This window comes from Methylobacterium sp. A52T (assembly GCF_053346095.1).
This window is the reverse complement of sequence record NZ_JBKFBI010000087.1, coordinates 1-24,649: the sequence shown is the minus strand read 5'-3', so window position 1 is coordinate 24,649 and position 24,649 is coordinate 1. Positions and strand designations below refer to the sequence as shown.

General features: G+C 72.1%; 19 protein-coding genes. 10 read left to right on the top strand and 9 right to left on the bottom strand.

The window, feature by feature from the left end; genetic code table 11:
• The 7 genes from ACLBYE_RS19760 to ACLBYE_RS19730 form a co-directional block, all read right to left on the bottom strand.
• On the bottom strand, positions 1-2,706 hold a 2,706-nt coding region (locus ACLBYE_RS19760; RefSeq protein WP_447695457.1), incomplete at its 3' end, for a molybdopterin-dependent oxidoreductase.
• Positions 2,707-2,793: 87 nt separating this feature from the next.
• Positions 2,794-4,398 carry a sulfite reductase subunit alpha gene (locus tag ACLBYE_RS19755; RefSeq protein WP_447695456.1) on the bottom strand — a complete coding sequence of 535 codons (1,605 nt, stop codon included), beginning with the start codon at positions 4,396-4,398 and terminating at the stop codon, positions 2,794-2,796.
• Positions 4,395-6,212, bottom strand: a complete 1,818-nt coding sequence (locus ACLBYE_RS19750; protein ID WP_447695455.1) for a NirA family protein — start codon at positions 6,210-6,212, stop codon at positions 4,395-4,397. The genes ACLBYE_RS19755 and ACLBYE_RS19750 overlap by 4 nt, the downstream gene beginning before the upstream one ends.
• Before the next feature lie 10 nt (positions 6,213-6,222).
• Positions 6,223-7,476 (bottom strand): NAD(P)/FAD-dependent oxidoreductase, encoded by a 1,254-nt coding sequence (locus ACLBYE_RS19745; RefSeq protein WP_447695454.1) that lies wholly within the window; start codon positions 7,474-7,476, stop codon positions 6,223-6,225.
• A 576-nt stretch (positions 7,477-8,052) separates the two neighbouring features.
• Positions 8,053-8,232 (bottom strand): hypothetical protein, encoded by a 180-nt coding sequence (locus ACLBYE_RS19740; RefSeq protein WP_020094181.1) that lies wholly within the window; start codon positions 8,230-8,232, stop codon positions 8,053-8,055.
• Between the two features lie 127 nt (positions 8,233-8,359).
• Positions 8,360-9,358, bottom strand: coding sequence for a CmpA/NrtA family ABC transporter substrate-binding protein (locus ACLBYE_RS19735; RefSeq protein WP_447695453.1), 999 nt, complete (start codon positions 9,356-9,358; stop codon positions 8,360-8,362).
• The gene (locus ACLBYE_RS19730) at positions 9,355-9,942 is read right to left on the bottom strand and encodes an ANTAR domain-containing response regulator (protein WP_447695452.1); all 588 of its coding nucleotides are present in this window, start codon (positions 9,940-9,942) and stop codon (positions 9,355-9,357) included. Before ACLBYE_RS19730 ends, ACLBYE_RS19735 begins: the two co-directional genes overlap by 4 nt.
• 221 nt (positions 9,943-10,163) lie before the next feature.
• Here ACLBYE_RS19730 and ACLBYE_RS19725 point away from each other — a divergent pair, with 221 nt between their 5' ends.
• The 7 genes from ACLBYE_RS19725 (at position 10,164) to ACLBYE_RS19695 (ending at position 20,394) form a co-directional block, all read left to right on the top strand.
• Positions 10,164-10,763, top strand: coding sequence for a hypothetical protein (locus ACLBYE_RS19725; protein WP_447695451.1), 600 nt, complete (start codon positions 10,164-10,166; stop codon positions 10,761-10,763).
• A 108-nt stretch (positions 10,764-10,871) separates the two neighbouring features.
• A complete protein-coding gene (locus ACLBYE_RS19720) occupies positions 10,872-12,761 on the top strand; it encodes a glycoside hydrolase family 15 protein (protein ID WP_447695450.1) in 1,890 nt (629 codons plus the stop codon).
• A complete protein-coding gene (gene tkt / locus ACLBYE_RS19715) occupies positions 12,758-14,833 on the top strand; it encodes a transketolase (RefSeq protein WP_447695449.1) in 2,076 nt (691 codons plus the stop codon). The genes ACLBYE_RS19720 and tkt overlap by 4 nt, the downstream gene beginning before the upstream one ends.
• A gap of 83 nt (positions 14,834-14,916) precedes the next feature.
• Complete coding sequence (locus ACLBYE_RS19710) at positions 14,917-17,766, top strand: bifunctional transaldolase/phosoglucose isomerase (RefSeq protein ID WP_447695448.1); 2,850 nt, start codon at positions 14,917-14,919, stop codon at positions 17,764-17,766.
• 159 nt (positions 17,767-17,925) lie between these two features.
• Positions 17,926-18,903 (top strand): phosphogluconate dehydrogenase (NAD(+)-dependent, decarboxylating), encoded by a 978-nt coding sequence (gene gnd, locus ACLBYE_RS19705; protein ID WP_020094173.1) that lies wholly within the window; start codon positions 17,926-17,928, stop codon positions 18,901-18,903.
• 55 nt (positions 18,904-18,958) lie between these two features.
• On the top strand, positions 18,959-19,684 hold the full coding sequence (gene pgl / locus ACLBYE_RS19700) for a 6-phosphogluconolactonase (RefSeq protein WP_447695447.1): 726 nt from the start codon (positions 18,959-18,961) through the stop codon (positions 19,682-19,684).
• Positions 19,685-19,872: 188 nt separating this feature from the next.
• Positions 19,873-20,394 (top strand): cysteine dioxygenase, encoded by a 522-nt coding sequence (locus ACLBYE_RS19695; protein ID WP_447695446.1) that lies wholly within the window; start codon positions 19,873-19,875, stop codon positions 20,392-20,394.
• 36 nt (positions 20,395-20,430) lie between these two features.
• Here the strand turns inward: ACLBYE_RS19695 and ACLBYE_RS19690 are convergent, their stop codons facing one another.
• Positions 20,431-20,892: an Lrp/AsnC family transcriptional regulator gene (locus ACLBYE_RS19690; protein ID WP_012319278.1), complete on the bottom strand. Its 462-nt coding sequence runs from the start codon at positions 20,890-20,892 to the stop codon at positions 20,431-20,433.
• 35 nt (positions 20,893-20,927) lie between these two features.
• Positions 20,928-22,052, bottom strand: coding sequence for a 2'-deoxycytidine 5'-triphosphate deaminase (locus tag ACLBYE_RS19685; RefSeq protein ID WP_447695445.1), 1,125 nt, complete (start codon positions 22,050-22,052; stop codon positions 20,928-20,930).
• Positions 22,053-22,308: 256 nt separating this feature from the next.
• On the opposite strand from ACLBYE_RS19685, the gene apaG reads away from it, so the two are divergent.
• The 3 genes from apaG to speG are packed head-to-tail and all read left to right on the top strand — an operon-like array spanning position 22,309 to position 24,470.
• Entirely contained in the window at positions 22,309-22,701 is a 393-nt protein-coding gene (gene apaG / locus ACLBYE_RS19680) for a Co2+/Mg2+ efflux protein ApaG (RefSeq protein WP_012319280.1), read from the top strand.
• Between the two features lie 33 nt (positions 22,702-22,734).
• The gene (gene argE, locus ACLBYE_RS19675) at positions 22,735-23,904 is read left to right on the top strand and encodes an acetylornithine deacetylase (RefSeq protein WP_447695444.1); all 1,170 of its coding nucleotides are present in this window, start codon (positions 22,735-22,737) and stop codon (positions 23,902-23,904) included.
• Entirely contained in the window at positions 23,901-24,470 is a 570-nt protein-coding gene (gene speG / locus ACLBYE_RS19670) for a spermidine N1-acetyltransferase (protein WP_056533992.1), read from the top strand. The genes argE and speG overlap by 4 nt, the downstream gene beginning before the upstream one ends.
• The last annotated feature ends 179 nt before the right edge of the window (positions 24,471-24,649 follow it).

Here is a 24,649-nt window from a genome sequence, read left to right as displayed (position 1 = left end):
GGTCGCGTTCGGCGCGAGGGCGCTGCCGTGGACCGCCACGCGCCCGTGGCCGGCCGCGGCCGCCACGTCGTTCCAGGGCGCGCCCGCGCAGAACCCGTCGACCAGGCCGCGCGCCAGCGCCTCGGCGCAGTGCTGCGGCGGGACCACGACGGTGCGGAACGCCGCCGCGTCGAGGCCGCCGGCCCCGGCGGGGGCGGTCGCCGGGGGGCCGGAGAGCGGCCCCCGCCGCTCGGCGGCGTCGGGCGCCTCGGCGGCGAACAGGACCTTGGCGGCCTCCCAGTCCGGCCGCTCGGCGGCGGGGGCGTAGGCGAGGCAGGCGACGAGGCGGTCGCCGTCGTAGACCGCGCAGCGGTAGCGGTCGCGGGCGTGGTCGGCGTATTCCGCCAGCTCGCCGCCCGGCAGCGCCTCGCTCTGGATCAGCCCGCGCACCATCAGCGCCACGGCCCGGGAGCTGTCGGCGGTGGCGAACTGCGCGCCCCAGCCGCCGGTGATCGCGGCGCGCGCCCACCACCAGCCCTCGGGCAGCGCCACCTGCCGGCGCGTCAGCAGGAAGCCGCGGGCGCGGTAACCGACGGGCTCGACCGCCGCGGGGGTCGCCTTGAGCTCGGGCTGACCCGAGACCGGGTCGGTCATGCCCCGCACCAGCGCGCCGACCCGGGCCCGCGACGCGAAGGCGCTGCCCCAGTGCATCGGCATGAACAGGCTGCCCGGCACCACCGTGTCGGTGACCGTCACCTCCAGCTCGGCCGCGCCGTGCGCGGTCGTGAGCCGGGCGATGTCGCCCTCCGCGAGGCCGTGGGCCGCCGCGTCGTCCGGATGGACCTCCACGAACGGCACGGCCCGGTGCGCGGAGAGCCGCTGGCTCTTCCCGGTGCGGGTCATCGTGTGCCAGTGGTCGCGGACCCGGCCGGTGTTGAGCATGAGCGGGAACGCCGCCGAGGCCGCGAGCGCGAGGGCCGGCGGCTGCACCGCGACGAAGCGGGCGCGCCGGTCGAAGGTGTAGAACCGGCCGTCGCCGAACAGCCTCGCCTTGCCCTGCGGGGCGCCCCGGAAGCCGGAGCGCTTCGGGATCGGCCACTGCACCGGCAGGGCCGCCTCGTAGGCGGCGTCGCCGATGTCCGCGAGCGCGCCCAGGTCGAAGTCGCGGGTGCCGTTGTTCTCGTAGGCCGAGAGCCCGGCATGCTCGCGGAAGATCGCGGCGGCCGAGTCGAACGCGAAGGCCCGGCCGTGGCCGAGGCGACGGCCGACATCGGCCAGCGCCGCCCAGTCCGGCCGGGCCTCGCCGGGGCTCGCGAGGAACCGGCGCTGGCGCGAGATCCGGCGCTCGGAATTGGTGACCGTGCCGTCCTTCTCGCCCCAGGCCTGGGCGGGGAGAAGCACGGTGGTCTTGGCCCGCCCCCGGGCCGTGTCGGAATCCGCCACCGCCTCGGACACCACGTAGAGGTCGAGGCCGGCGAGCGAGTCCCGGATCGCGTCGGCCCGCGGCATCGACACCAGCGGGTTGGTGCCCATCACCCAGAGCGCCTTGATCTTGCCCCGGCCGATCGTCTCGAACAGGGCCACCGCCTTCATGCCCTCGCCGGTGATGATCCGCGGGGCGCCCCAGTAGCGGCGCACCCGGTCCACCTCCTCGGGCGTGAAGTGCATGTGGGCGGCCAGCATGTTGGCGAGCCCCCCGACCTCGCGCCCGCCCATGGCGTTCGGCTGGCCGGTCAGCGAGAACGGCCCCATCCCGGTCTCGCCGATGCGGCCGGTGACGAGGTGGCAGTTGATGATGCTGTTGCCCTTGTCTGTCCCCTGCGCCGACTGGTTCACCCCCTGCGAGAAGGCCGTGACCACCCGGCGGGTGCCGGCGAACAGGGCGTAGAAGGCCGCGATGTCGGCCTCGGTCACGCCGGTGACGGCGGCGACAGCCGCGAGGTCCGGCGCGATCTGGCGGGCGCGGTCGAGGGCGCCGTCGAGGCCGGCCGTGTGGGAATCGATGAAGGCGCGGTCGCGGAAACCGTTGTCCGACAGGTAGACCAGCAGGCCCGAGAACAGGGCGGTGTCGGTGCCCGGCCGGATGCCGAGGAACAGGTCGCATTCCTGCGCGGTCTGGGTCCGGCGCGGGTCGATCACCACGAACTTGGTGCCGCGGCGCTCCTTGGCGTCGGCCATGCGGCGGAACAGGACCGGGTGGCACCACGCGGTGTTGGAGCCGACCAGCACGATCAGGTCGGCCTCGTCGAGATCCTCGTAGCAGCCCGGCACCGTGTCGGAGCCGAAGGCCCGGCGGTGGGCCGCGACCGCGCTCGACATGCACAGCCGCGAGTTGGTGTCCACGTGCGGCGTGCCGATGAAGCCCTTCGCGAGCTTGTTGGCGACGTAGTAATCCTCGGTCAGGAGCTGGCCCGACAGGTAGAAGGCGATCGCGTCCGGCCCGTGCTCCGCGGCGACCGCGCGGAGCTTCTCCGTCACCGTGTCGAGGGCGGCGTCCCACGAGACCTGGACGCCGTCGACCTGCGGGTGGAGCAGGCGGTTCTCGAGCGACAGGGTCTCGCCCAGCGCCGAGCCCTTCGAGCACAGGCGGCCGAAATTGGCCGGGTGCTCGGAATCGCCCGCGATGGTGGCGCCGCCCTGCCCGTCCGGGGTCGCGAGCACGCCGCACCCGACCCCGCAATAGGGGCAGGTGGTCCGCACCGTCGGCGCCGCCACTGGCTGGGTCATGGCTCGAGTCCTCGAAGGGTCGTCCCGGATGGGAGCAAGCTTCGCGCCGCCGTTTCCCCGTTCCCTCGTGGGGCGGGGGCTCGGCGCTCAGTACACGTCGGCCTGGTACCGCCCGGCCTTCTTGAGCGCCGCGAGATAGGCCACCGCGTCCTCGGGGCTCTTGCCGCCGAACTGCGCCGCCACGTCGATGATCGCCCGCTCGACGTCCTTGGCCATGCGCTTGGCGTCGCCGCAGACGTAGAAATGCGCGCCGCCCTCGAGCCACTTCCACAGCTCGGCGCCGTTCTCGCGCATCCGGTCCTGAACGTAGGTCTTCTCCGTCCCGTCCCGCGACCAGGCCAGGGACAGGCGGGTGAGCACCTTGTCGTCCTTCAGGCTGTTCAGCTCGTCCTTGTAGAAGAAGTCCGAGGCCTGCCGCTGGTGGCCGTAGAACAGCCAGTTGCGGCCCGGCGCCCGCGTGGCGGCGCGCTCGCGCAGGAAGGCCCGGAACGGCGCGATGCCGGTGCCGGGACCGCACATGATCACGTCCTTCGACAGGTCGGCCGGCAGGCCGAAGCCGTGCGCCTTCTGGAGGTAGACCTTCACCTTGGTCTGCTCGGGCAGGCGCTCGCCGAGGTGCGTCGAGGCCACGCCCAGCCGCAGCCGGGAGCGGTGGTTGTAGCGCACCGCGTCCACGGTCAGCGACACGCGGCCGACATCCATCTTGGGCGAGGACGAGATCGAGTAGAGCCGCGGCTGCAGCTCGTCCAAGGCCTCCAGGAAGACCTCGGCGTCGGGCCGCGCGCCCGGGAACTTGTGGAGCGCGCCGAGCACGTCGAGATAGGCGGCGTCGCCGTCCGGATCCTCGCCGGAGGCGAGCGCCTGCGCCTTCTTGCGCGCCGCCCCGGAGGTGAGCAGCGACAGCAGCTGGTAGAGGTTGTCGGGCGCCGCGCCGAGCGCGTAGTTGATCAGCAGGTGCTCGCGCAGGGTTCTTTCGCCGATCACCCGCTCGGGCCGGGCGCCGAGTTCCGCGATCACGGCATCCACCAGGGCCGGGGCGTTGGCGGGGAACAGGCCCAGCGAGTCGCCGACCTCGTACTGGATCGGCGTGCCGTCGAGCCCGATCTCGATGTGCCACGTCTCCTTCTCGCCGCCCGGATCGTTGAGGCGTCGACGGGACAGGAACAGCGCCTCGACCGGGTTCTCGCGGCAGTAGCCGAGCGGGCCGAGATCGGCCGCCGCCTTCGGGGTGTCGTCCTCCGCCTTCGGCGCCGCGGAGGCGCCGCCTGCGGCGCCGAACTCCTCGTCCAGCTTCTTGAGCATGCGCAGGGTCTCTTTGCCGCCGGGCTGGCAAAGGTTCAGGCGCGCCTCGTTCTTGAGGAAGATGGCGTTGGCGTAGTCGGCGCAGTTGTAGCCGCACTGGCCGCAATCCTGCTGGGCCATGGCGGCCATCAGCTTCTGCGGTTCGGGCCGGTCCTTGGCCATCGCCATCCGGTCGGCGATCGGCACGGACGGGTCGTGCCAGGGGGCATCGTCGTTGTCGGCGAGTTTCGGCCCCGTGGCGGGGCCCTCGCCGGGCGCGAGCGCCGTCGCGCCCTCGACGGCGGGGCCGAGCAGGGCCGCGAAGTAGCCCGAGAGCCAGGCGCGCTGGTCCTCGTTGAAGGGCGCGGTCTCGGGGATCAGGATGAGGGGGGGCGAGACGTGCTGGGTCATGCGGCGGCCTTCAGGGCGGGCTGGTCCTCGGCGGCGTCGCGGAGCGCCTCCGCGCCGGTGCGGCTGGTGAAGGCCTGGAAGCTCTCCTCGGGGCCCTGGCGGAGGGCGAGGTAGGCGCGCAGCAGCGCCTCGACGCGGGCGGGCGCATCCTCGGCCTTCACGGCCTTCCAGATCTCGGTGCCGATCTTCGGGTTCTCGGCGAAACCGCCGCCGACCACGACGTCGTAGCCCTCGACGGTGTCGCCCTCCTCCGAGACGACGACCTTGGCGCCGATCAGCCCGATATCGCCGATGTAGTGCTGGGCGCAGCTGTGATGGCAGCCGGTGAGGTGGACGTTCACCGGCACGTCGAGGTTCGGCAGGGCCGTCTCGACGTGGTCGGCGATGATCAGCGCGTGGCCCTTGGTGTCGGAGGCCGCGAACTTGCAGCCTCGGGCGCCCGTGCAGGCCACGAGGCCGGAGCGGATGCCCGCCGCCTTGGTGGTGAGGCCGAGATCGAGCACCCGCTGCTCAACCTCGGCGACTTTCGCGTCCGGAACACCGGAAAAAATGAAGTTCTGCCAGACGGTCAGGCGGATCTGGCCGTCGCCGCACTCGGCGGCGATCTTGGCCAGCGCCCGGACCTGATCGCTGGTCATCTTGCCGACCGGCAGGACCACGCCGATCCAGTTGAGGCCGGGCTGCTTCTGGGCGTGGACGCCGACATGGGCGAACCGGTCGGTGGCCTTCCGCGGCGCGACGTGCTCCGGCGCGACCCGGTCGAGCTTGCGGCCGAGCTTGTCCTCGACGGCTGCGAGGTACTTGTCGAAGCCCCAGGCGTCGAGGACGTACTTCATCCGGCTCTTGTTGCGGTTGGTCCGGTCGCCGTTCTCGATGAACACCCGGATGATCGCGTCGGCGACGGCGTTGCAGTCCTCGGGCTTCAGCACGATGCCGGTGTCGCGGGCGAGGTCCCGGTGGCCCGAGATGCCGCCGAGCACGAGGCGCATGTAGATGCCGGGCGGCACGGCGGCGCCGTCCAGCACCTCCACGGCCTGGAAGCCGATGTCGTTGGTCTCCTCGAGCGTCGGCATCACGCCGCTGCCGTCGAAGGCGACGTTGAACTTGCGCGGCAGGCCGTAGAGCGAGCGGTCGTTCAGGATCCAGTTGTGCCAGGACTTGGCGAGCGGGCGCGTGTCCAGAAGCTCCTGGGCGTCGATGCCGGCGGTCGAGGAGCCGGTGACGTTGCGGATGTTGTCGGCGCCCGCCCCCCGGGCCGTGAGGCCGATATCGGTGAGCCCGTCGAGGAAGGGCTGGGCGTGCTCGGGATCGATCTCCCGCACCTGCAGGTTCGCCCGGGTGGTCACGTGGACGTAGCCGCCGCCGTGCTGGTCGGCGAGGTCGGCGATGCCGGCGAACTGCCAGTGGTGCAGGATCCCGTTCGGGATCCGCAGCCGGCACATGTACGAGACCTGGTTCGGCGCGACCCAGAACATCCCGTGATAGCGCCAGCGGAAATTGTCCTCGGGCTTCGGCTGCTTGCCGGCGGCGGCCTCCCGGATGAGGCGGTTGTGGCCGTCGAACGGGTTCTCGGCGCGCTTCCACTTCTCCTGGTCGCAGAGCTTGCCGCCGTCCTTGACGGTCCGGTCCTGCGCCTTGATGTGGATCGCGTCCGGGCCCGTCGGCTCGGCTGGCGGCGCGGCCGCCCCCGCCCCGCCCGCGGCGAGGCCGCCGGTCAGGCGGACGGCGGCGATGCCGGAGGCGAAGCCCTCGAGGTAGCGCTTCTGCTCGGCCTCGAACGCGCCCGCGGCGGTCTGGGTGGTGGTCTCGGACATCCGCGCCTCCTCAAGCTGCCAGGGGCTCGGGCGCGGGGCGCCCGAACATCAAGTCGTCCACGTTCTCGATCGGGTCGCCGGAGCGGATCAGCCCCTTGCAGGCGCCCTGCTCGGCGATGTCGCCGACGAACACCGCGCCGATCAGTCGGCCGCCGCGCACCAGCAGCTTGCGGTAGAGGCCGGCGCCGGGATCGGAGAGCACGATCGCCTCCGCGTCGTCGGGCGTGTCCACGATCCCGGCCGAGAAGACCGGCAGGCCCGAAACCTTCAGGCTCGTGGACAGGGCCGTGCCCCGGTACTCGGCGGGCTCGCCCGAGAGGTGGCGGGCGAGCGTGTCGGCGTGCTCGTAGGCGGGCTCGACCAAACCGTAGATCTGGCCGCGGTGCTCGGCGCACTCGCCGAGCGCGAAGATCCGCGGGTCCGAGGTGGTCATCCGGTCGTCGACCGTGATGCCCCGGCCGATCGCCAGCCCGGCTTCCTGCGCCAGCGCCACCGAGGGGCGCACGCCCACCGACATCACCACGAGGTCGGCCGGGAGCGCGGTGCCGTCCGTCAGAACGAGGCGCTCGACCCGGGACGCGCCCTCGATCCGGGCGGTGTCGGCCTTGAGGATGACGCGCACGCCCCGCGCCTCCATGGCGCGCTTCACCAGCCCGGCGGCGTGGTGATCGAGCTGGCGCTCCATCAGCCGGTCCATGACGTGGAGCAGCGTGGTCTCGACGCCGAGGCGCGCGAGCCCGACCGCCGCCTCGAGGCCCAGGAGGCCGCCGCCGATGACGATCGCCTTCGCGTGCTGCACGGCTGCACGGCGGATCGCCGCCACGTCGGCGAGGTCGCGGAAGGTGATGACGCCCGGAAGGTCCATGCCGGGCTTCGGCAGGCGGATCGGCAGGGAGCCGACCGCGAGGACCAGCCTGTCGAAGGGCAGGACGTGGGTCTCGCCCACGATGACGAGCCCGTTCTCCCGGTCGATCCGGGTCGCCGGCGCGCCGGTGATCAGGCGGATGCCGTGATCCCCGTACCAGTCGAGGCCCCGGAAGGCGCAGGCCGCCTCGTCGACCTCGCCGCCGAGCAGCGAGGAGAGCAGGACCCGGTTGTAGGCGGCCGTGGGCTCGGCCCCGATGCAGGTGATGTCGTAGCGGCCGGGCGCGGCCTCGGTCAGCCGCTCCAGGAAGCGCAGCGAGGCCATGCCGTTGCCGACGACGACCAGCCTCTCGCGCGGCGGGCCGTTCCCGGCGCCCGCGTCGTGTCCGCGTGTGTCCATGGGGGATGTCGCCATCGCTCGATCGCGTCTGGAACCTCGAGTGCAGGGTCGTTGGCGGACCGCCCACGAAAAAGCCGCTGCCGGTCGTCTCCCGGCAGGCTTCAGCCCCAGGGAGAACCGGATCAGCGGCCTCGCTGACGGCGCTGTCCGTCGCCGTTGACGGACGGGGGGAGATTTGCAGGTTCCGTGCCAGACGCCGCGCGGCCCGCGAGCGCCGCGTGGACCCGCAGGATCGGTGGGGCGGCCGGGACGTTTTGGCCGTCGAGGCGGCGGCTTCGGCACTGCACAAAAACTGTGCGACCCGTCGCAAAAGCGATCACGGGCGGACCGGGCTTTCCGGCAGCGGCAGGACGGTCGGGACGTTTCCGGAGGCGCGTCGACGGGGGCTACCGCGCGCAGTCGATCGTCGCGTCGGCCTGGGTGGGCTGACCGGTAACGCGGAACTTCGGATTATGAGGAATGTATTACGTCAGTTCTCGCGACGATATCGCCGCGATCACACCGATTTTCGAGCAATAGATTCGCAGGCGCGCAATACCGGCGCCTGGAACGCGCCCGCATACTCGTCGCGGTTCGTTACAGGAGCGTCGACAGCATCGCCAGGAGCCCCAGCGTCGGCATCGCGCCCGCGGCGAGGACCCAGTACCAGGCGTGGTGCGATCCCGCCCGACGGTTGTCGTTGCAGGCGCGGGGCACGCGGCCGCCCCGCGTGACGTAGCGTCGAAGCTCGACCCGCCCGCGCGGATGCGAGATCAACGATCCAGTTTCGAGTTTGCGGCATCCGGGCATGGCTCAAGCACAACGGGCGAGCGTGCCCGGCGTTCCGCCGCTGTTCGCCGCGATTCCGCGGGTCGATGACGAACCGCGCGAAGTGTCGCCGTCGTCAGAGATCCGCGGTCGCCGCCCGGTACAGATCCGCCCTGTAGACGGTCGCGATCGCCGCCGCGATGTCGAGCTGCGCGGGCACCTGCTGCGACGCCCGCATCTGCTCCAGCAGCCACCGGGCCTGCGCGGCGCGCGGCTCCTCGACCGCCGCGCCGAAGCGGATGCGCGTGCCGGGCCCGGCGGACGGGTCCGGATCGCCGAAGGCCCGGCCGACCAGCGCGGGATCGAGGTCGAGGTAGGTCCGGCGGGCGAGGCGGTGGATCAGTTCGGTCCGGTTCTCCGGATCCGCGCACCAGCGTCCGGCCCGGGCGACCGCCCGCACCAGCGGCAGGATCGCGCCGTCGAGCCGCGCGGAGACGGCCAGCACCTTCTCGGTCGCGTTCGGCGCGAGGGCGCTGCCGTGGACCGCCACGCGCCCGTGGCCGGCCGCGACCGCCACGTCGTTCCAGGGCGCGCCCGCGCAGAACCCGTCGACCAGGCCGCGCGCCAGCGCCTCGACGCAGTGCTGCGGCGGGACCACGACGGTGCGGAACGCCGCCGCGTCGAGGCCGCCGGCCTCGGCGAACAGCCGCACTTGGTAGCTGTGGCACGAGAAGGGGTGGACCGTGCCGAGGGTCAGCGGGGTGCCGGCGCGGTGCCGGGCCTCCGCCACGCCCGCGAAGGCGCGGGCGACATCCGCCAGGGCCTCGCTGGCCGGGTCCATCGCGGCCCAGAGGGTGTTGGACAGCGTGACGGCGTTGCCGTCGGTGCTGAGCTGGAGCGGCACGATTAGGTCGGAGGGCGGCCCCGACAGGGCGAGCCGGCTCGCCAGCGCCAGCGGCGCCAGCATGTGCGCGCCGTCGAGATGGCCCAGCGCCAGCCGGTCGCGCAGCGTCGCCCACGAGGGTTCGGCGGTGAGGTCGAGGTCGAGCCCCTCGGCCCGGGCGAAGCCGAGTTCGTGGGCCGCGATCAGGGGCGCCGCGTCGCAGAGCGGGACGTAGCCGAGCTGGAGCCTCATCCGAGCAGGTCCGCGGTGGTGACGATCGCCCGGGCGATGTCGGCGATCTTGCGCTTCTCGTTCATGGCCTTGCGGCGCAGCTGCTTGTACGCCTCGTCCTCGGAGAGCCCCTTCATGGTCATCAGGATGCCCTTCGCCCGCTCGATCAGCTTGCGGTCGGCGAGCTCGCCCCGCGCCTCCGTGAGCTCGCGCTGGAGGCGCGCGAAGGCGTTGAAGCGCAGGATCGCGATGTCGAGGATCGACTTGATCCGTTCCGCCCTCAGGCCGTCCACCACGTAGGCGGAGATCCCGGCATCGACGGCGGCCTGCATCATGGTCGAGTCCGAGCGGTCGACGAACATCGCCACGGGCCGCTCGACCTGCCGGGAGACACCCGACATCTGCTCCAGGATGTCCCGGCTCGGGCTCTCCAGATGGATCACCACCACGTCGGGCTTGAGCGCGGCGACGCACTCCATGAGGTCGGCGGTGTCGGGAATCACGACCACGCGCCCGATCCCGGCGGCGCGCAGGCCCTCTTCCAGGATGGCCGCGCGGGCGCGGCTCGGGTCGATCACGGCGACGGTGAGATTGGTTTCAGTCATCGTGGCCCGGTACGGGGCGGGTCTTCTTCTGGAGGCCGGCCCGGGGCGGGCCGGCCCGAGCTAAGCAAGGCCCGTGCCCGTGCTGGGCCCGCGGCGCCCGTTTCCGCGGAATCCCACCTTGCGGCACCAGTAACCGCCGCGCAAAGAAACGGTCCAGCTTCCGCCGCAATGCTGGCCGCACTGTACAGGCCTCGCGGCGGTCAAGGAGATCGGTGATTCGGATGCGCAGGCCAGATCAGCCCGCCCTGACGGCCGCCGCCCACGGCCGCGTGTCCATGCCCTTCCTGCCGACGCTGGCCGTCGTGGCAATCCTGGGCGTGGCCTCTCTCTACTGCCCGACCTCGAAGCCGGGGCAGCCCGGCGCCCGGGTCGAAGCGGGCGTGTCCGCCGCTCCCGGACCCACGGATTTCGCGCCGATGGCCGCCGTCGCGGCGCCGGGCCGGCCGCCCGCCGTCATCGCGTTCGCCGAGCAGTACCCGCTCGACGCCGTGATCGCGCGGACGGGCTCCCTGCCCGCACGTCCGGCCGTGGCCGCACGGGCGAACGCCCACGTCGCGGCCGCGGGCCGGCGCGCCTGCCCCGGCCGGCGCTGCCCCGAGACGCCGCGCAGCAATACCGATCCCATGGCGCCCGCCCGCGGGGCGGCCGATGAGGCCGAGGACGCCCTGCTCCCGTCGCAGGCCATGCCCTTCGCGGCCTCGGTGGTCGAGACCCTGGTTCCGGCCGCGCGGGCCGTCGGCGACGCGGCGGATCTCGTGCGCAGCAGCGCGAGGGCGGTTCAGGGCACGGTGGCCCTGGCCGTGGCCGACTGCCTGCGCTGACCCCGTCGAGCGGCGGGCACCCCGACCTCTGGATCTCGTGACCGGACGTCCTAGGTGCGTCGCAGCGGACGGCCCGGACTGCCGGCCGCGGACCGGGGCCGGGGCCGGATGGCTGCACGCATCGAGGATTACGCGCTCGTCGGGGATTGCCGGAGCGCGGCGCTGATCAGCCGTCAGGGCAGCGTCGACTGGTTGTGCTGGCCGCGCTTCGACGCGGCCGCCCTGTTCACCAGCCTCCTCGGAACCGAGGCGCACGGCTTCTGGAAGATCTTCCCCGAGGCCGAGCACGTCGAGACCCGCTGGTCCTACCGGCCGGGCAGCCTCGTGCTGGAGACCCGCCACACCACGCGGCAGGGCGAGGTCCTGGTCACGGATTTCATGCCGGTCGGCGACGGGTCCCATCTGGTGCGGCTCGTCGAGGGCGTGCACGGGCGCGTCGCCATGCGGATGGAGATGGCGGTCCGCTTCGATTACGGCTCGGCCGTGCCCTGGGTCTCCCGCTCGGAGCTGGGCGACCTGCGCGCCGTCTCGGGTCCGCACAAGGTCGTGCTGCGCACCGACGTCCATCTCAAGGGATCGGACGCGCAGACGACGGTGTCCGAGTTCACCGTCCATGCCGGCGACAAGCACCGGTTCGTCCTGAGCTACGGCGCCTCCCACGAGGAGGACCCGCCCCCGATCGAGCCGCGCAAGGTCCTCGAGACCACCGACCAGCACTGGCGCGAATGGTCGTCGCGCTGCGCCGGCGGCACGGGCTGGGACCGGATGCTCCAGCGCTCCCTCCTGACCCTCAAGGCGCTGATCTACGAGCCCACCGGCGGCATCGTGGCGGCGCCCACGGCCTCCCTGCCGGAGGGGCTCGGCGGGATCCGGAACTGGGATTACCGGTTCTGCTGGCTGCGCGACTCGACCCTGACGCTGATCGCCCTGATGGACGGGGGCTACATCGACGAGGCGCGCGACTGGCTGGGCTGGCTGCTGCGGGCCGTGGCGGGCAATCCCGAGCAGGCGCACATCCTCTACGGCATCGCGGGCGAGCGGCTGCTGCCCGAGATCGAGCTGGACTGGCTGCCGGGCTACGAGAACTCGCGGCCCGTCCGCATCGGCAACGCCGCCGCGAGCCAGTTCCAGCTCGACGTCTACGGCGAGCTGTTCGACGCGCTCTACCAGGCCCATGCCCGCGGCCTGCCGGTGAGCAAGGACGGCCTGCGGGTCGGCCTCGCGATCCTGAACCACCTGGAGACCGCGTGGCGCGAGCCCGACGAGGGGATCTGGGAGGTGCGCGGCGGGCGTCGCCACTTCACGCACTCCAAGGTCATGGCCTGGGTGGCGTTCGACCGGGCGCTGCGCATGCACGAGATGCACGAGAACGGCGCGACGCAGGAGCAGGCCGAGCGCTGGCGCGCCGTCAAGGACGAGATCCACGCCGAGGTCTGCGAGAAGGGCTTCGATCCCGCGCTCAACAGCTTCGTCCAGTCCTACGGCGCGAAGGCCCTGGACGCGAGCCTCCTGCTCATCGCCCATACCGGCTTCCTCCCGCAGGACGATCCCCGGGTGGTCGGCACCGTCGAGGCGATCGGCAAGGGGCTGATGCGGGACGGCTTCATCCTCCGCTACGAGACCGAGGGGCAGACCACCGACGGGCTGACCGGCTCCGAGGGGGCTTTCCTGCCCTGCACCTTCTGGTACGTGGACAACCTCATCGGCCTGGGGCGGCGCGACGAGGCCGGGGCACTGATCGAGCGCCTGATCGGCATCTGCACCGATCTCGGCCTCGTCAGCGAGGAATACGACGTGCAAGCCAAGCGTCTTGTGGGTAACTTCCCTCAGGCGTTCACCCACGTCGCCCTCGTCAACACGCTCCTCAGCTATACGCGCGGCGAAGGGCCGGCGGATCGGCAGGGTGGTAAGGCCAACGGAGCTCCTCCCGCCGTCCTACGGCAGCGCGAAGCCGCGAAGCGGACCGCGCGAGGCGAACTGGAAGACGCGACATCATGAGCGGTGCTGACACTCCCGCCAAGGCGGCCCTCGCTGAGATCGATACGCTCAGCATCAACACGATCCGGACGCTCGCGATCGACGCGGTGCAGAAGGCCAATTCCGGCCATGCCGGCGCGCCGATGGCGCTGGCCCCGGTCGCCTACACGCTGTGGAACCGCTACCTGCGCTACGACCCGGCGCACCCGCACTGGCCGAACCGCGACCGGTTCGTGCTCTCCTGCGGCCACGCCTCGATGCTGCTCTACGGGCTGCTGCACCTCGCGGGCGTCGCCGAGAGCGACGGCGGCAACGCCCCGGCGGTGTCGCTGGAGGACATCAAGAAGTTCCGGCAGCTCGACAGCCGGACCCCGGGCCACCCGGAATACCACTTCACCACCGGCGTCGAGACCACCACGGGCCCGCTCGGCCAGGGCGTCGCCAACTCGGTCGGCATGGCCATGGCCAGCCGCTTCCTCGGCCAGCACCTGAACCGGCCGACCCTGCCGCTGTTCGACTACAACGTCTACGCCGTCTGCTCGGACGGCGACCTGATGGAGGGCGTCGCCTCGGAGGCCGCCTCGCTCGCCGGCCACCTGCGGCTCGCCAACCTCTGCTGGATCTACGACGACAACACCGTCACCATCGAGGGCCACACGGAGCTGGCCTTCGGCGAGGAGGTCGCGACCCGCTTCCTGGCCTACGGCTGGCAGGTGCTGCGCGTCGCCGACGCCAACGACGTGCACGCGCTGGCGGGCTCGATCGAGACCTTCCTGGCCACCAACGACCGCCCGACGCTCATCATCGTCAAGTCGGTGATCGGCTACGGCGCGCCGAAGAAGCAGGGCACCTCCAAGGCGCACTCCGACGCGCTCGGCGAGGACGAGGTGAAGGGCGCCAAGCGCGCCTACGGCTGGCCGGAGGACGCCCAGTTCCTCGTGCCGGACGGCGTGCAGGAGAACTTCCGGAACGGCATCGGCAAGCGCGGCGCCGGCCTCTACGATTCGTGGCAGGGCCTGCTCGCCAAGGCGAAGGAGGCGGACGCCGCCCACGCCGAGGACCTGAACGCCTTCCTGGAAGGCCGCCTGCCGGAGGGCTGGGACAAGGACATCCCGGTCTTCGAGCCGGACGCCAAGGGCCTCGCCACCCGCGAATCCTCCGGCAAGGTGCTGAACGCCATCGCCCAGCACGTGCCGTTCCTGCTCGGCGGCTCGGCCGATCTGGCGCCGTCCAACAAGTCGAACCTGACCTTCGAGGGCGCGGGCTCGTTCGGCCCGTTCTCGCCGGGCGGCCGCAACCTGCATTTCGGCGTCCGCGAGCACGCCATGGGCTCGATCGTGAACGGGCTCGGCCTCTCCGGGCTGCGGGCCTACGGGGCGACCTTCCTGGTCTTCGCCGACTACATGCGCCCGCCGATCCGGCTCGCCTCGCTCATGGAGCTGCCGGTCTTCCACATCTTCACCCACGACTCGATCGGCGTGGGCGAGGACGGGCCGACCCACCAGCCGGTGGAGCAGCTCCTGTCGCTGCGCTGCATCCCGGGCCTCGTGACCCTGCGCCCGGCCGACGCCAACGAGGTCGCCGAGGCCTACCGCGTGATCTTCACGCTGAAGAACCAGCCGGCGGTTCTCGCCCTCTCGCGCCAGCCGCTGCCGACCCTCGACCGCGCGAAGTACGGGGCCGCCTCCGGCACCGCCAAGGGCGGCTACGTGCTGGCCGACAGCGAGGGCACGCCCGACGTGATCCTGCTCGCCTCGGGCTCCGAGGTGCAGCTCTGCGTCGGCGCCTACGAGGCCCTGAAGGCCGAGGGCGTCAAGGCCCGGGTCGTGTCGATGCCGTCCTGGGACCTGTTCGAGCGCCAGGACGAGGCCTACCGCGACTCGGTGCTGCCCCCCGCCGTCAAGGCCCGGGTCGCCGTCGAGCAGGGCAGCGTCATCGGCTGGGACCGCTACGCCGGCTCCGAGGGCGCGATCATCGGCATGCACACCTTCGGCGCCTCGGCGCCGATCAAGGATCTCCAGACCAAGTTCGGTTTTACCCCCGAGAAGGTCCTGGACGCCGCGAAGGCGCAGGTGGCCAAGCATAAGAAGTAGCCCGGGGGCCTGCTCTCCCGCCCGGTCCGGGCGGGAGAGCGCGTTCGGGCGAGAGTACGCGGTACGCGAGACGAGGAACCGACATGAACGCGCTCAAGGCCCTGCACGACGAACAGGATCAGGCGGTCTGGCTCGACTTCGTGGCCCGCGGGTTCATCGAGAAGGGCGAGCTGAAGCAGCTCGTGGAGCGCGACGGCCTGCGGGGCGTCACCTCCAACCCGTCGATCTTCGAGAAGGCGATCGGCCACTCGGACGAGTACGACGACAGCCTGAAGGCCGTGCAGGCGACCGGCGACAGCCGCGTCATCGACCTCTACGAGGGGCTCGCCATCGCCGACATCCAGGCGGCCGCCGACGTGCTCCGCCCGGTCTACGAGGCGAGCGACGGCGCCGACGGCTACGTCAGCCTGGAGGTCTCGCCGTACCTCGCCCTCGACACCGAGGCGACGCTCGCCGAGGCGCGCCGCCTGCACAAGGCGGTCTCCCGCGACAACCTGATGGTCAAGGTGCCGGCCACGCCGGAGGGCATCCCGGCGATCCGGCAGCTGACCGCCGAGGGCATCTCGATCAACGTCACCCTGCTGTTCTCGCAGGAGGCCTACGAGTCGGTCGCGCGCGCCTTCATCGACGGTCTCGACGCGCGCGCCAAGGCCGGCCACGACGTGTCGCGGATCGCCAGCGTGGCGAGCTTCTTCATCAGCCGCATCGACGTGCTGGTCGACAAGCTCCTCGACGAGAAGATCGCGGAGGCCAACGACCCGGACGAGAAGTTCGCCCTGGAGCAGCTGAAGGGCAAGGTGGCGATCGCCAACGCCAAGCTCGCCTACCAGCGCTACAAGACGATCTTCGCCGAATCCAAGTGGACCGCGCTGGCCGAGAAGGGCGCCAAGGCGCAGCGCCTGCTCTGGGCCTCCACGGGCGTGAAGAACAAGGCCTATTCCGACGTCCTCTACGTCGAGGAGCTGATCGGGCCGAACACCGTCAACACGATGCCGCCCGCCACCATGGACGCGTTCCGCGACCACGGCGTCGTGCGGGCCACGATCGAGGAGGACGTGCCGGGCGCCGAGGCGGTGATGAACCGCCTCGCCCGGGCCGGGATCGACATCGAGGCGGTGGCCGAGCAGCTGGTGAAGGAGGGCGTGCAGCTCTTCATCGACGCCGCCGACAACCTGCTGGGCGCCGTCGCCGGCAAGCGCGTCGCGCTGCTGGGGCACCGTCTGGACGGGCAGAGCCTCGCCATGGACGACACCCTGGCGGCCGAGGCCAAGAAGGCCGTCGAGTCCTGGCGCGCCAGCGGCTCGATCCGCCGGCTCTGGGCGGGCGATGCCTCGGTCTGGTCCGGCCACGACGAGGCGAACTGGCTCGGCTGGCTGCACATCGTCGAGGAGGAGCTGGAGAAGGCCGCCGACTACGCCGCCTTCTCCGACTGGGTGAAGGCGGAGGGCTTCACCGACGCCGTGGTGCTGGGCATGGGCGGGTCGAGCCTCGGCCCGGAGGTCCTGAGCCTGACCTACGGTCAGCGCGAGGGTTTCCCGAAGCTCCAGATCCTCGACTCGACCCACCCGGATCAGGTGCGCGCCCTGGAGGCGAGCATCGACCTCGCCAAGACGCTGTTCATCGTCGCGTCCAAGTCCGGCTCGACCCTGGAGCCGAACGTCTTCCGCGACTACTTCCTGGCCCGCGCCAAGGACGTGCTCGGCGACCGGGCCGGCGACCACTTCGTGGCCGTGACCGATCCGGGCTCCGACATGGAGCGCGCCGCGCGGAGCGATAAGTTCAAACAAATCTTCTACGGCGTGAAGCAGATCGGCGGGCGCTACTCGGTGCTCTCGGCCTTCGGCCTCGTGCCGGCCGCCGCCATGGGCCTCGACGTGAAGGCGCTCCTCGAGACCGCCCGCATCATGGTCCGCTCCTGCGGCCCGGCCGTGCCGCCGGCCGTGAACCCGGGCGTCCTGCTGGGCACGGCCATCGGCGCCGCGGCGCTCGCCGGCCGCGACAAGGTGACGATCGTCGCCTCCCCGGCGATCGCGAGCTTCGGCGCCTGGGCCGAGCAGCTGATCGCGGAATCGACCGGCAAGCAGGGCAAGGGCCTCGTGCCGGTGGACGGCGAGCCGGTCGGCGTCCCGGCGGTCTACGGCCACGACCGGTTCTTCATCTACCTGCGCCTCGACGGCAACGCCGAGGCCGCGCAGGACGAGGCCCTGCGCGCCCTGGAGCGGGACGGCCACCCGATCGCCCGCATCACCCTCGACTCGATCGAGCAGCTGCCGCAGGAATTCTACCGCCTGGAGATGGCGACCGCGGTGGCCGGCTCGGTGATCGGGATCAACCCGTTCGACCAGCCCGACGTCGAGGCCAGCAAGGTCGAGACGAAGAAGCTGTTCGCCGAGGCCGAGGCGAAGGGCGCCCTCCCCGCCGAGACGCCGCTCTACGAGGACGACTGGGTCGCGCTCTACGCCGATCCGCGGAACGCCGACGCCCTCAAGCCGGCCGCCGAGGGGCTCGAGGCCGCGATGAAGGCGCAGATCGGCCGCCTGAAGGACGGCGACTACCTGGGGCTCCTGGCCTACGTCCCGCGCGACGCCGAGGCGGCCGCCATCCTGCAGGAGCCGCGGATCGCCGTGCGCGACGCCCGCAAGGTCGCGACCTGCCTGGAGTTCGGGCCGCGGTTCCTCCACTCGACCGGCCAGGCCTACAAGGGCGGCCCGGACACCGGCGTGTTCCTGCAGATCACCGCGGACGCTGCCGAGGACCTGCCGATCCCGGGCCGGAAGCTCGGGTTCAGCACCGTCGTCGCGGCGCAGGCGCGGGGCGACTTCGCCGTCCTCGCCGAGCGCGGCCGGCGGGCGCTGCGCGTCCACCTCAAGGGCGGCGACACGAAGGCCGGCCTCGTCCGGGTCGCGGCGGCGCTGAAGATGGCGGTCGTCTAGCCGTTCCGGACCGGCGGCGGGGGGCTTCCCGTCCCGCCGCCGGCCCGCCGCGGCAGGCCTCGTCCCGCGAGCGGGCGAGGCCGGATCGCCTGTGACGTCGGTGGAGCCGTAGGGGCCTGACCCTCGCCGCGCGGGGGCAATCGGTAAGGAAGGGCAGCAATGCAACTCGGCATGATCGGCCTCGGCCGGATGGGCGGCAACATCGTCCGGCGTCTCCTGCGCGACGGGCACACCGCCGTGGTGTTCGACCAGAACCCGGCGGCCGTCGCCGCGCTGGTCGAGGCCGGCGCGGTCGGCGCGTCGAGCCTGGAGGACCTGGTCTCGAAGCTCGAGGTGCCGCGCGCGGCCTGGGTGATGCTGCCGGCCGGGGCGATCACCGAGCAGACCGTCCAGGCGCTCTCGGGGCTGATGCAGGCGGACGACTGCATCATCGACGGCGGCAACTCCTTCTACGGCGACGATGTCCGCCGCGGGGCCGCCCTGAAGGAGAAGGGCCTGCACTACGTGGATGTCGGCACCTCGGGCGGCGTCTGGGGCCTGGAGCGCGGCTACTGCATGATGATCGGCGGGGACAAGGAGGCCGTCGACCGCCTCGACCCGATCTTCAAGACCCTGGCGCCCGGCATCGGCGACATCCCGAAGACGCCGAACCGCGAGGGGCGCGACCCCCGCGCCGAGCAGGGCTACATCCACGCGGGCCCGACCGGCGCCGGCCACTTCGTCAAGATGGTCCACAACGGCATCGAGTACGGCCTGATGCAGGCCTACGCGGAGGGCTTCGACATCCTCCGCCACGCCAACGCGTCCGACCTGCCGGCCGAGCGCCGCTTCGATCTCAACATGGGCGACATCGCCGAGGTCTGGCGCCGCGGCAGCGTCGTCTCGTCCTGGCTCCTCGACCTGACCGCCCAGGCACTCGCGGGCGACGAGCAGCTCACCGACTTCTCCGGCTACGTCGAGGATTCGGGCGAGGGCCGCTGGACCATCAACGCCGCCGTCGAGGAGGGCGTCCCGGCGACGGTGCTCTCCGCCGCCCTCTACCGCCGCTTCCGCTCCCGCGAGCACGCGAGCTACGCCGACAAGCTGCTCTCGGCGATGCGCAAGGGCTTCGGCGGCCACCAGGAGCCGAAGGGCTGAGCGGGACGCCCGCAGGCCGACCTGTCCGACCCCCGAAGCCGCAGGGCCCGAACCCATGAGCCTTCCCGTCGGAACCCACGTCCTGAAGGATCCGGAGGCGGTCGCCCGCGAGGCGGCCGAGCGGATCATCGTGGCCTGCGGCGAGAGCCGGTCCGACCGGATCGCGCTCTGCCTCTCGGGCGGCTCGACGCCCAAGGTGCTGTACGGCCTGCTGGCCGGGCCGGATTACGCGGCCCGGGTGCCGTGGGAGCGGATCCACTGGTTCTTCGGCGATGACCGCGCCGTGCCGTGGGACGATCCGCGCAGCAATGTCCGGATGGTCCGGGAGGCGTTCGGGCACGGGTCCCGGATCCCGCCGACGCATCTCCACTTCATCCCGTCGGACGAGGGCCCGGAGGCGGGCGCCCGCGCCTACGAGCGGACGCTCCTCGACTTCTACGGGGCCGAGCGCCTCGATCCGGCCCGCCCGCTGTTCGACCTCGTGCTGCTCGGCCTCGGCGAGGACGGGCACACCGCCTCGCTGTTTCCCGGCAAGCCCGCCGTGGACGAGACCCGGCGGCTCGTCGCCGCCGTGCCCGAGGCCGGCCTGGAGCCGTTCGTTCCGCGGATCAGCCTGACGCTGCCGGCGCTCGCGTCCTCCCGGCACGTGCTGTTCCTCGTCACCGGGGCCGGCAAGCGGGCCCCGCTGGCCCGGCTGGCCGCCGGCGAGTCCCTGCCGGCCGGGCGCGTGACCAGCGCGGGCGCCGTGGCGTGGCTGCTCGACGAGGCCGCGGCCGGCTGAGCCCGCCGCACCGGCGTCAGCCGCGCGGGAAAGATCGAGCGCGCGCAACACCATTTCCTGCGGGAGCGTCTCCGGGCAATGACATTGCCACCGGGCGCGCGATGACGCGCGAGAACGCAACCCGTCGTCGGCGACCTCCGGGTATCCTTCGTGCAACCTCGTGAAAGGGCACCGAAGGAGACCTGCCGATGCCGCAGACCACCACCCCGACCGACGTCGAGGCGATGCTAGCGAACCTCGCGCGCTCCGCGAGCCGCTCGCCGGAGGCCTATCTGGCCTCGGCCCGGGCGACCCTGATGCGCCTCCTGGCCCAGCCGGATCTGCTCGACCCCTCGCGGCTGGTCGGCCGGGGGCCCGGCCTGAGCCGGAATCTCCTGTTCGGCACCGAGGCGATCAGCGTCTGGGCGATGGTCTGGGCGCCCGGCACGGTCACGCCAGTCCACGACCACCACTGCTCGTGCTGCTTCGGCCTGCTGCGCGGCAGCCTGCGGGAGACGTGGTACCGCCCGATCAGCGAGACCCACGCGGTGGCGACCATGGACGCCGTCCGCGAGCCCGGCTTCGTCGCCTGCATGATGCCCACGGGGCCGAACCTGCACCGGATCGCCAATGACGGGCCTGATGCGGCCGTCTCGATCCACGTCTACGGCTACGACCACCGGGCGCAGGATTCGTCGATCCAACGCACCTACGCGGTGGCGGCGGGCTGAGCTCCGCCGCGGCACGGTCGCGTCACGCCACGGAGGTTACGCCACGTAGATCGTCGGAACGGCGGTCGTGTACTTCATCTCCTCCATGGCGATGGAGGAGGACAGGTTCGAGAAGTCGAGCTTGGCGATGAGGCGCTGGTAGACCGCGTCGTAGGCCTCGATATCGGGCACCACGATCCGCAGCAGGTAGTCGATCTCGCCGGTCAGGCGCCACGCCTCGACGATCTCCGGGAAGCCGGCGACCACCCGCCGGAACGCGTCCGACCAGTCCGCCGCGTGGCGCGGCGCCTTCACGGCCACGAACACCGTGGTCGGGACGTTGACCTTGCGGCGGTCGACCAGGGCGACCCGGCGGCGGATCACCCCGGACGCCTCCAGCTTCTTCACCCGCCGCCAGCACGGCGCCGCGCTGATGCCGACCTGCTCGGCGAGTTCGGCCACCGGGAGCGTCGCGTCCTGCTGGAGCAGATCGAGGATCTTCCGGTCCACGGCGTCCATGCGGTCGATGCTCCCGTCGGCGCGTCCGGGCCGGACTACAGGGCGAAGTGCTTCGAGAGCTTGAGCCCCTGGGCCTGGTAGTTCGAGCCGGCCCCCGCCCCGTAGAGCGTCTCCGGCAGGTCGAGCATCCGCTCGTAGACGAGGCGGCCGACGATCTGCCCGTCCTCCAGGAGGAACGGCACGTCGCGGGAGCGGACCTCCAGCACGGCCCGCGCGCCCGCCCCGCCGGCCCCGGCATAGCCGAAGCCCGGGTCGAAGAAGCCCGCGTAGTGGACGCGGAACTCGCCCACCAGGGGATCGAACGGCACCATCTCGGCGGCGTGGTCCGGCGGGACCTGCACCGCCTCCTTGGAGGCCAGGATGTAGAACTGGCCGGGATCGAGGATCAGGCTGCCCGACCCGTCGGCGGCGAGCGGCTCCCAGAAATCCGCCGCCCGGTGGCGGCCGGGGGCGTCGACGTCGACGAGGCCGGTGTGGCGCTTGGCCCGGTAGCCGACGAGGCCGTCGAAGCCGGCGAGGTCGACCGAGACGGCCACGCCGCCCTGGAAGGACGGGCTGCCGGCGTCGACCAGCGCCGAGCGGGCGTGCAGCAGGCCGAGCTCGGCTTCGGTCAGCCGCGGCGCCCCGCGGCGGAAGCGGATCTGCGACAGCCGCGAGCCGCTGCGCACGAGGACCGGGAAGGTGCGCGGCGAGATCTCCGCGTAGAGCGGCCCGTCGTAGCCGGGCTCGACCTGATCGAAGGCCTCGCCCCGGTCGGTGATCACGCGGGTGAAGACGTCGATGCGCCCGGTCGAGCTCTTCGGGTTCGCGGCCGCCGCGAGATCGGCCGGCAGGGCGAGGCTCTCCTGAAGCTCCGCGATGTAGACGCAGCCCGTCTCCAGGACGGCGCCCGGGCGCAGGTCCACGGCGTGCAGCGACAGCCGGTCGACGCAGGCCTGGACCGTCCGTCCCGAGCCGGGCAGGAAGCTCGTCCGCACCCGGTAGGCCCTGGCGCCCAGGCGCAGGTCGAGGCTCGCGGGCTGGATCTGATCGGCCGCGAAGGGGCTCGCATTCCGGATGCCACCCGCCTGCGCGAGGGCGGCGATCGCCTGGGCCGGCAGGATGCCGGATCGGCCGTCCGCGCTCGACTCGGCGGCTCCCGTGGCTGCGCCCGCGTTCATCGCGCCCCTGACTCCCTCGCGCGCCCCGGCCGGTCCGCGTCACGCCGAGCAGCGTTGTCCGCCGGGACCCGCTAACGCGGGCTTAACTGCGTCCGGAGGCCTCGTGAGGCCGGCGCCGCGACCGGCGGCCCGCCGCGCCGCGCGAGGTAGTCCGCCGCAATTGACGGCGATTCCGCCGCCCACTACCACCGGCCGGGAAGCGCGCTCCATTCGGCTTCAGCGAGTCGTACCGTCCGAAGAAGGGCCAATTAGGGCGATGTACAAGGCCGAGACGCGGGGAATAAGTGTGACGGTCCAGTCTCGTTTCGTCGAGGAGGAGTCCTCGCCGACCGAGAGCCGGTACTTCTTCGCCTACACGGTCGAGATCGTGAACAACGGCAGCGAGCAGGTCCAGCTGCGCTCGCGCCACTGGCGGATCATCGACGGGCACGGGGCCTGCCAGGAAGTGCGCGGTACCGGCGTGGTCGGCAAGCAGCCGGTGCTGGAGCCGGGCGAGTCCTTCTGCTACACCAGCGGCTGTCCGCTCAACACGCCCGACGGGTTGATGGCCGGCAGCTACACCATGGCGACGGTGGCCGGCGAGAGCTTCGAGGCCGAGATCCCCGCCTTCTCCCTCGACAGCCCGCACGTCCGCCGCAGCCTGCACTGAGGTCCCGGCCGGGGCCTCGCCCCGGAGGAATCCATGTCCGCGACCGGCGAGCGGCTGAGCCCGCTCGACATGCTCGCCCGCCTCGTGTCCTTCGACACGGAGAGCGACAAGTCCAACCTCGCCCTGATCGACGCCGTCTGCGCCTATCTCGACGGCTGGGACGTCCCGTATCTGCGCCTCCCGAACGCGGCGGGCGACAAGGCCGCCATCCTCGCCACGGTCGGCCCGATGGTCGACGGCGGCACCGTCCTGTCCGGACACACCGACGTGGTGCCGGTGGCCGGCCAGGCCTGGACCGGCGACCCGTTCACCCTGCGCGTCGCCGACGGCCGGGCCTACGGACGGGGCGCGGTCGACATGAAGGGCTTCGACGCGCTGGCCCTGGCGCTCGTGCCCGACATGCTCGCCGCCGGCCTGAAGCGGCCGATCCACATCGTGCTCTCCTACGACGAGGAGACGACCTGCCTCGGCTCGATGGACGGGATCGCGCGGTTCGGCGACGGCCTGCCCCGGCCGGCGGCGGTGATCGTCGGCGAGCCCACCGGGATGGAGGTGGCGGACGCCCACAAGAGCATCGTCACCTGCCTCACCACGGTCCACGGCCACGAGGCCCATTCCGCCCGCCCCGCCCTCGGCGCGAACGCCGTGTCGGCCGCCTGCGACCTCGTCGCCGGCCTCAACCGGATCGCCGACCTGATGATCGAGCGCGGCGACCCGTCCGGGCGGTTCGACCCGGCCTCGACCACGGTCCATGTCGGGACGATCCAGGGCGGCACCGCCCGCAACATCCTCGCCAAGGAGTGCCGCTTCCTCTGGGAATATCGCGGCCTGCCGGATCTCGACCCGGCCGAGATCCCGCGGCTCTTCGCGGCCGAGGTCGAGCGGGTCACCCGCGAGCGCCTCAATCGCTACGGCGCGTTCGGGCGGATCGAGACGCTGGAGGAGGTCGACATCCCCGGCCTCGCCCCGGAGCCGGGCTCGGCGGCCGAGCGCCTCTGCCTGCGCCTCGCCGGACGCAACCACACCGTCGCGGTCCCCTACGCGACCGAGGCCGGGCGCTTCCAGGCGGCCGGTCTCCCGACGGTGGTCTGCGGCCCCGGCGACATCGCCCAGGCGCACCAGCCGGACGAGTTCATCACCCTGGATGCCCTGGGCCAGGGTGAGCACTTCCTGCGCGAGCTGATCGAGGCCAGTGCGTCATGAATGCGGTGACCGGTATCACCATCAAGCTGCGTCCGCTGGAGCGGGAGGACCTGCGCTTCGTCCACCAGCTCAACAACAACGACAGCATCATGCGCTACTGGTTCGAGGAGGCCTACGAGTCCTTCGCCGAACTGCAGCAGCTCTACGAGCGCAACATCCACAATCAGACCGAGCGGCGCTTCATCGTGGCCGATCCGAGCGGGGAGCCGGCCGGGCTGATCGAGCTCGTCGAGATCAACCACCTGCACCGGCGCTGCGAGTTCCAGATCGCGATCCACCCGAGCTTCCAGGGCCGCGGCTACGCGTGGCAGGCCACCCGGATCGCCATGGATTACGCGTTCAGCGTGCTCAACATCCACAAGCTCTACCTGCACGTCGACCGGGACAACGCCCGGGCCGTGCGGATCTACGAGCGCTGCGGCTTCCACCCCGAGGGCGTGCTGAAGGACGAGTTCTTCGTGAACGGGCGCTACCGCGACGCCGTGCGGATGTGCCTGTTCCAGCCGGACTACCTGAGGGCCCGCGGCGGGGGCGGCGACATCGCCGAGCCCGTCCTGAAGGTCTGAACCGGGTCTCGTCCGCCGCCGGCGGGCGGCGGACGAGCCTCGAAACGACGCGGGGGAGGAGCCCGTCGACCCCTCCCCCGCGCTCACGCCGCTCAGTTGCGGCCGGCACCGCCCGTCTGGCCGCCGGCCCGGCCGGCACCCTGGGCGCCGCCCATGGCGCCGTTGCCGCCGGCGTTGCC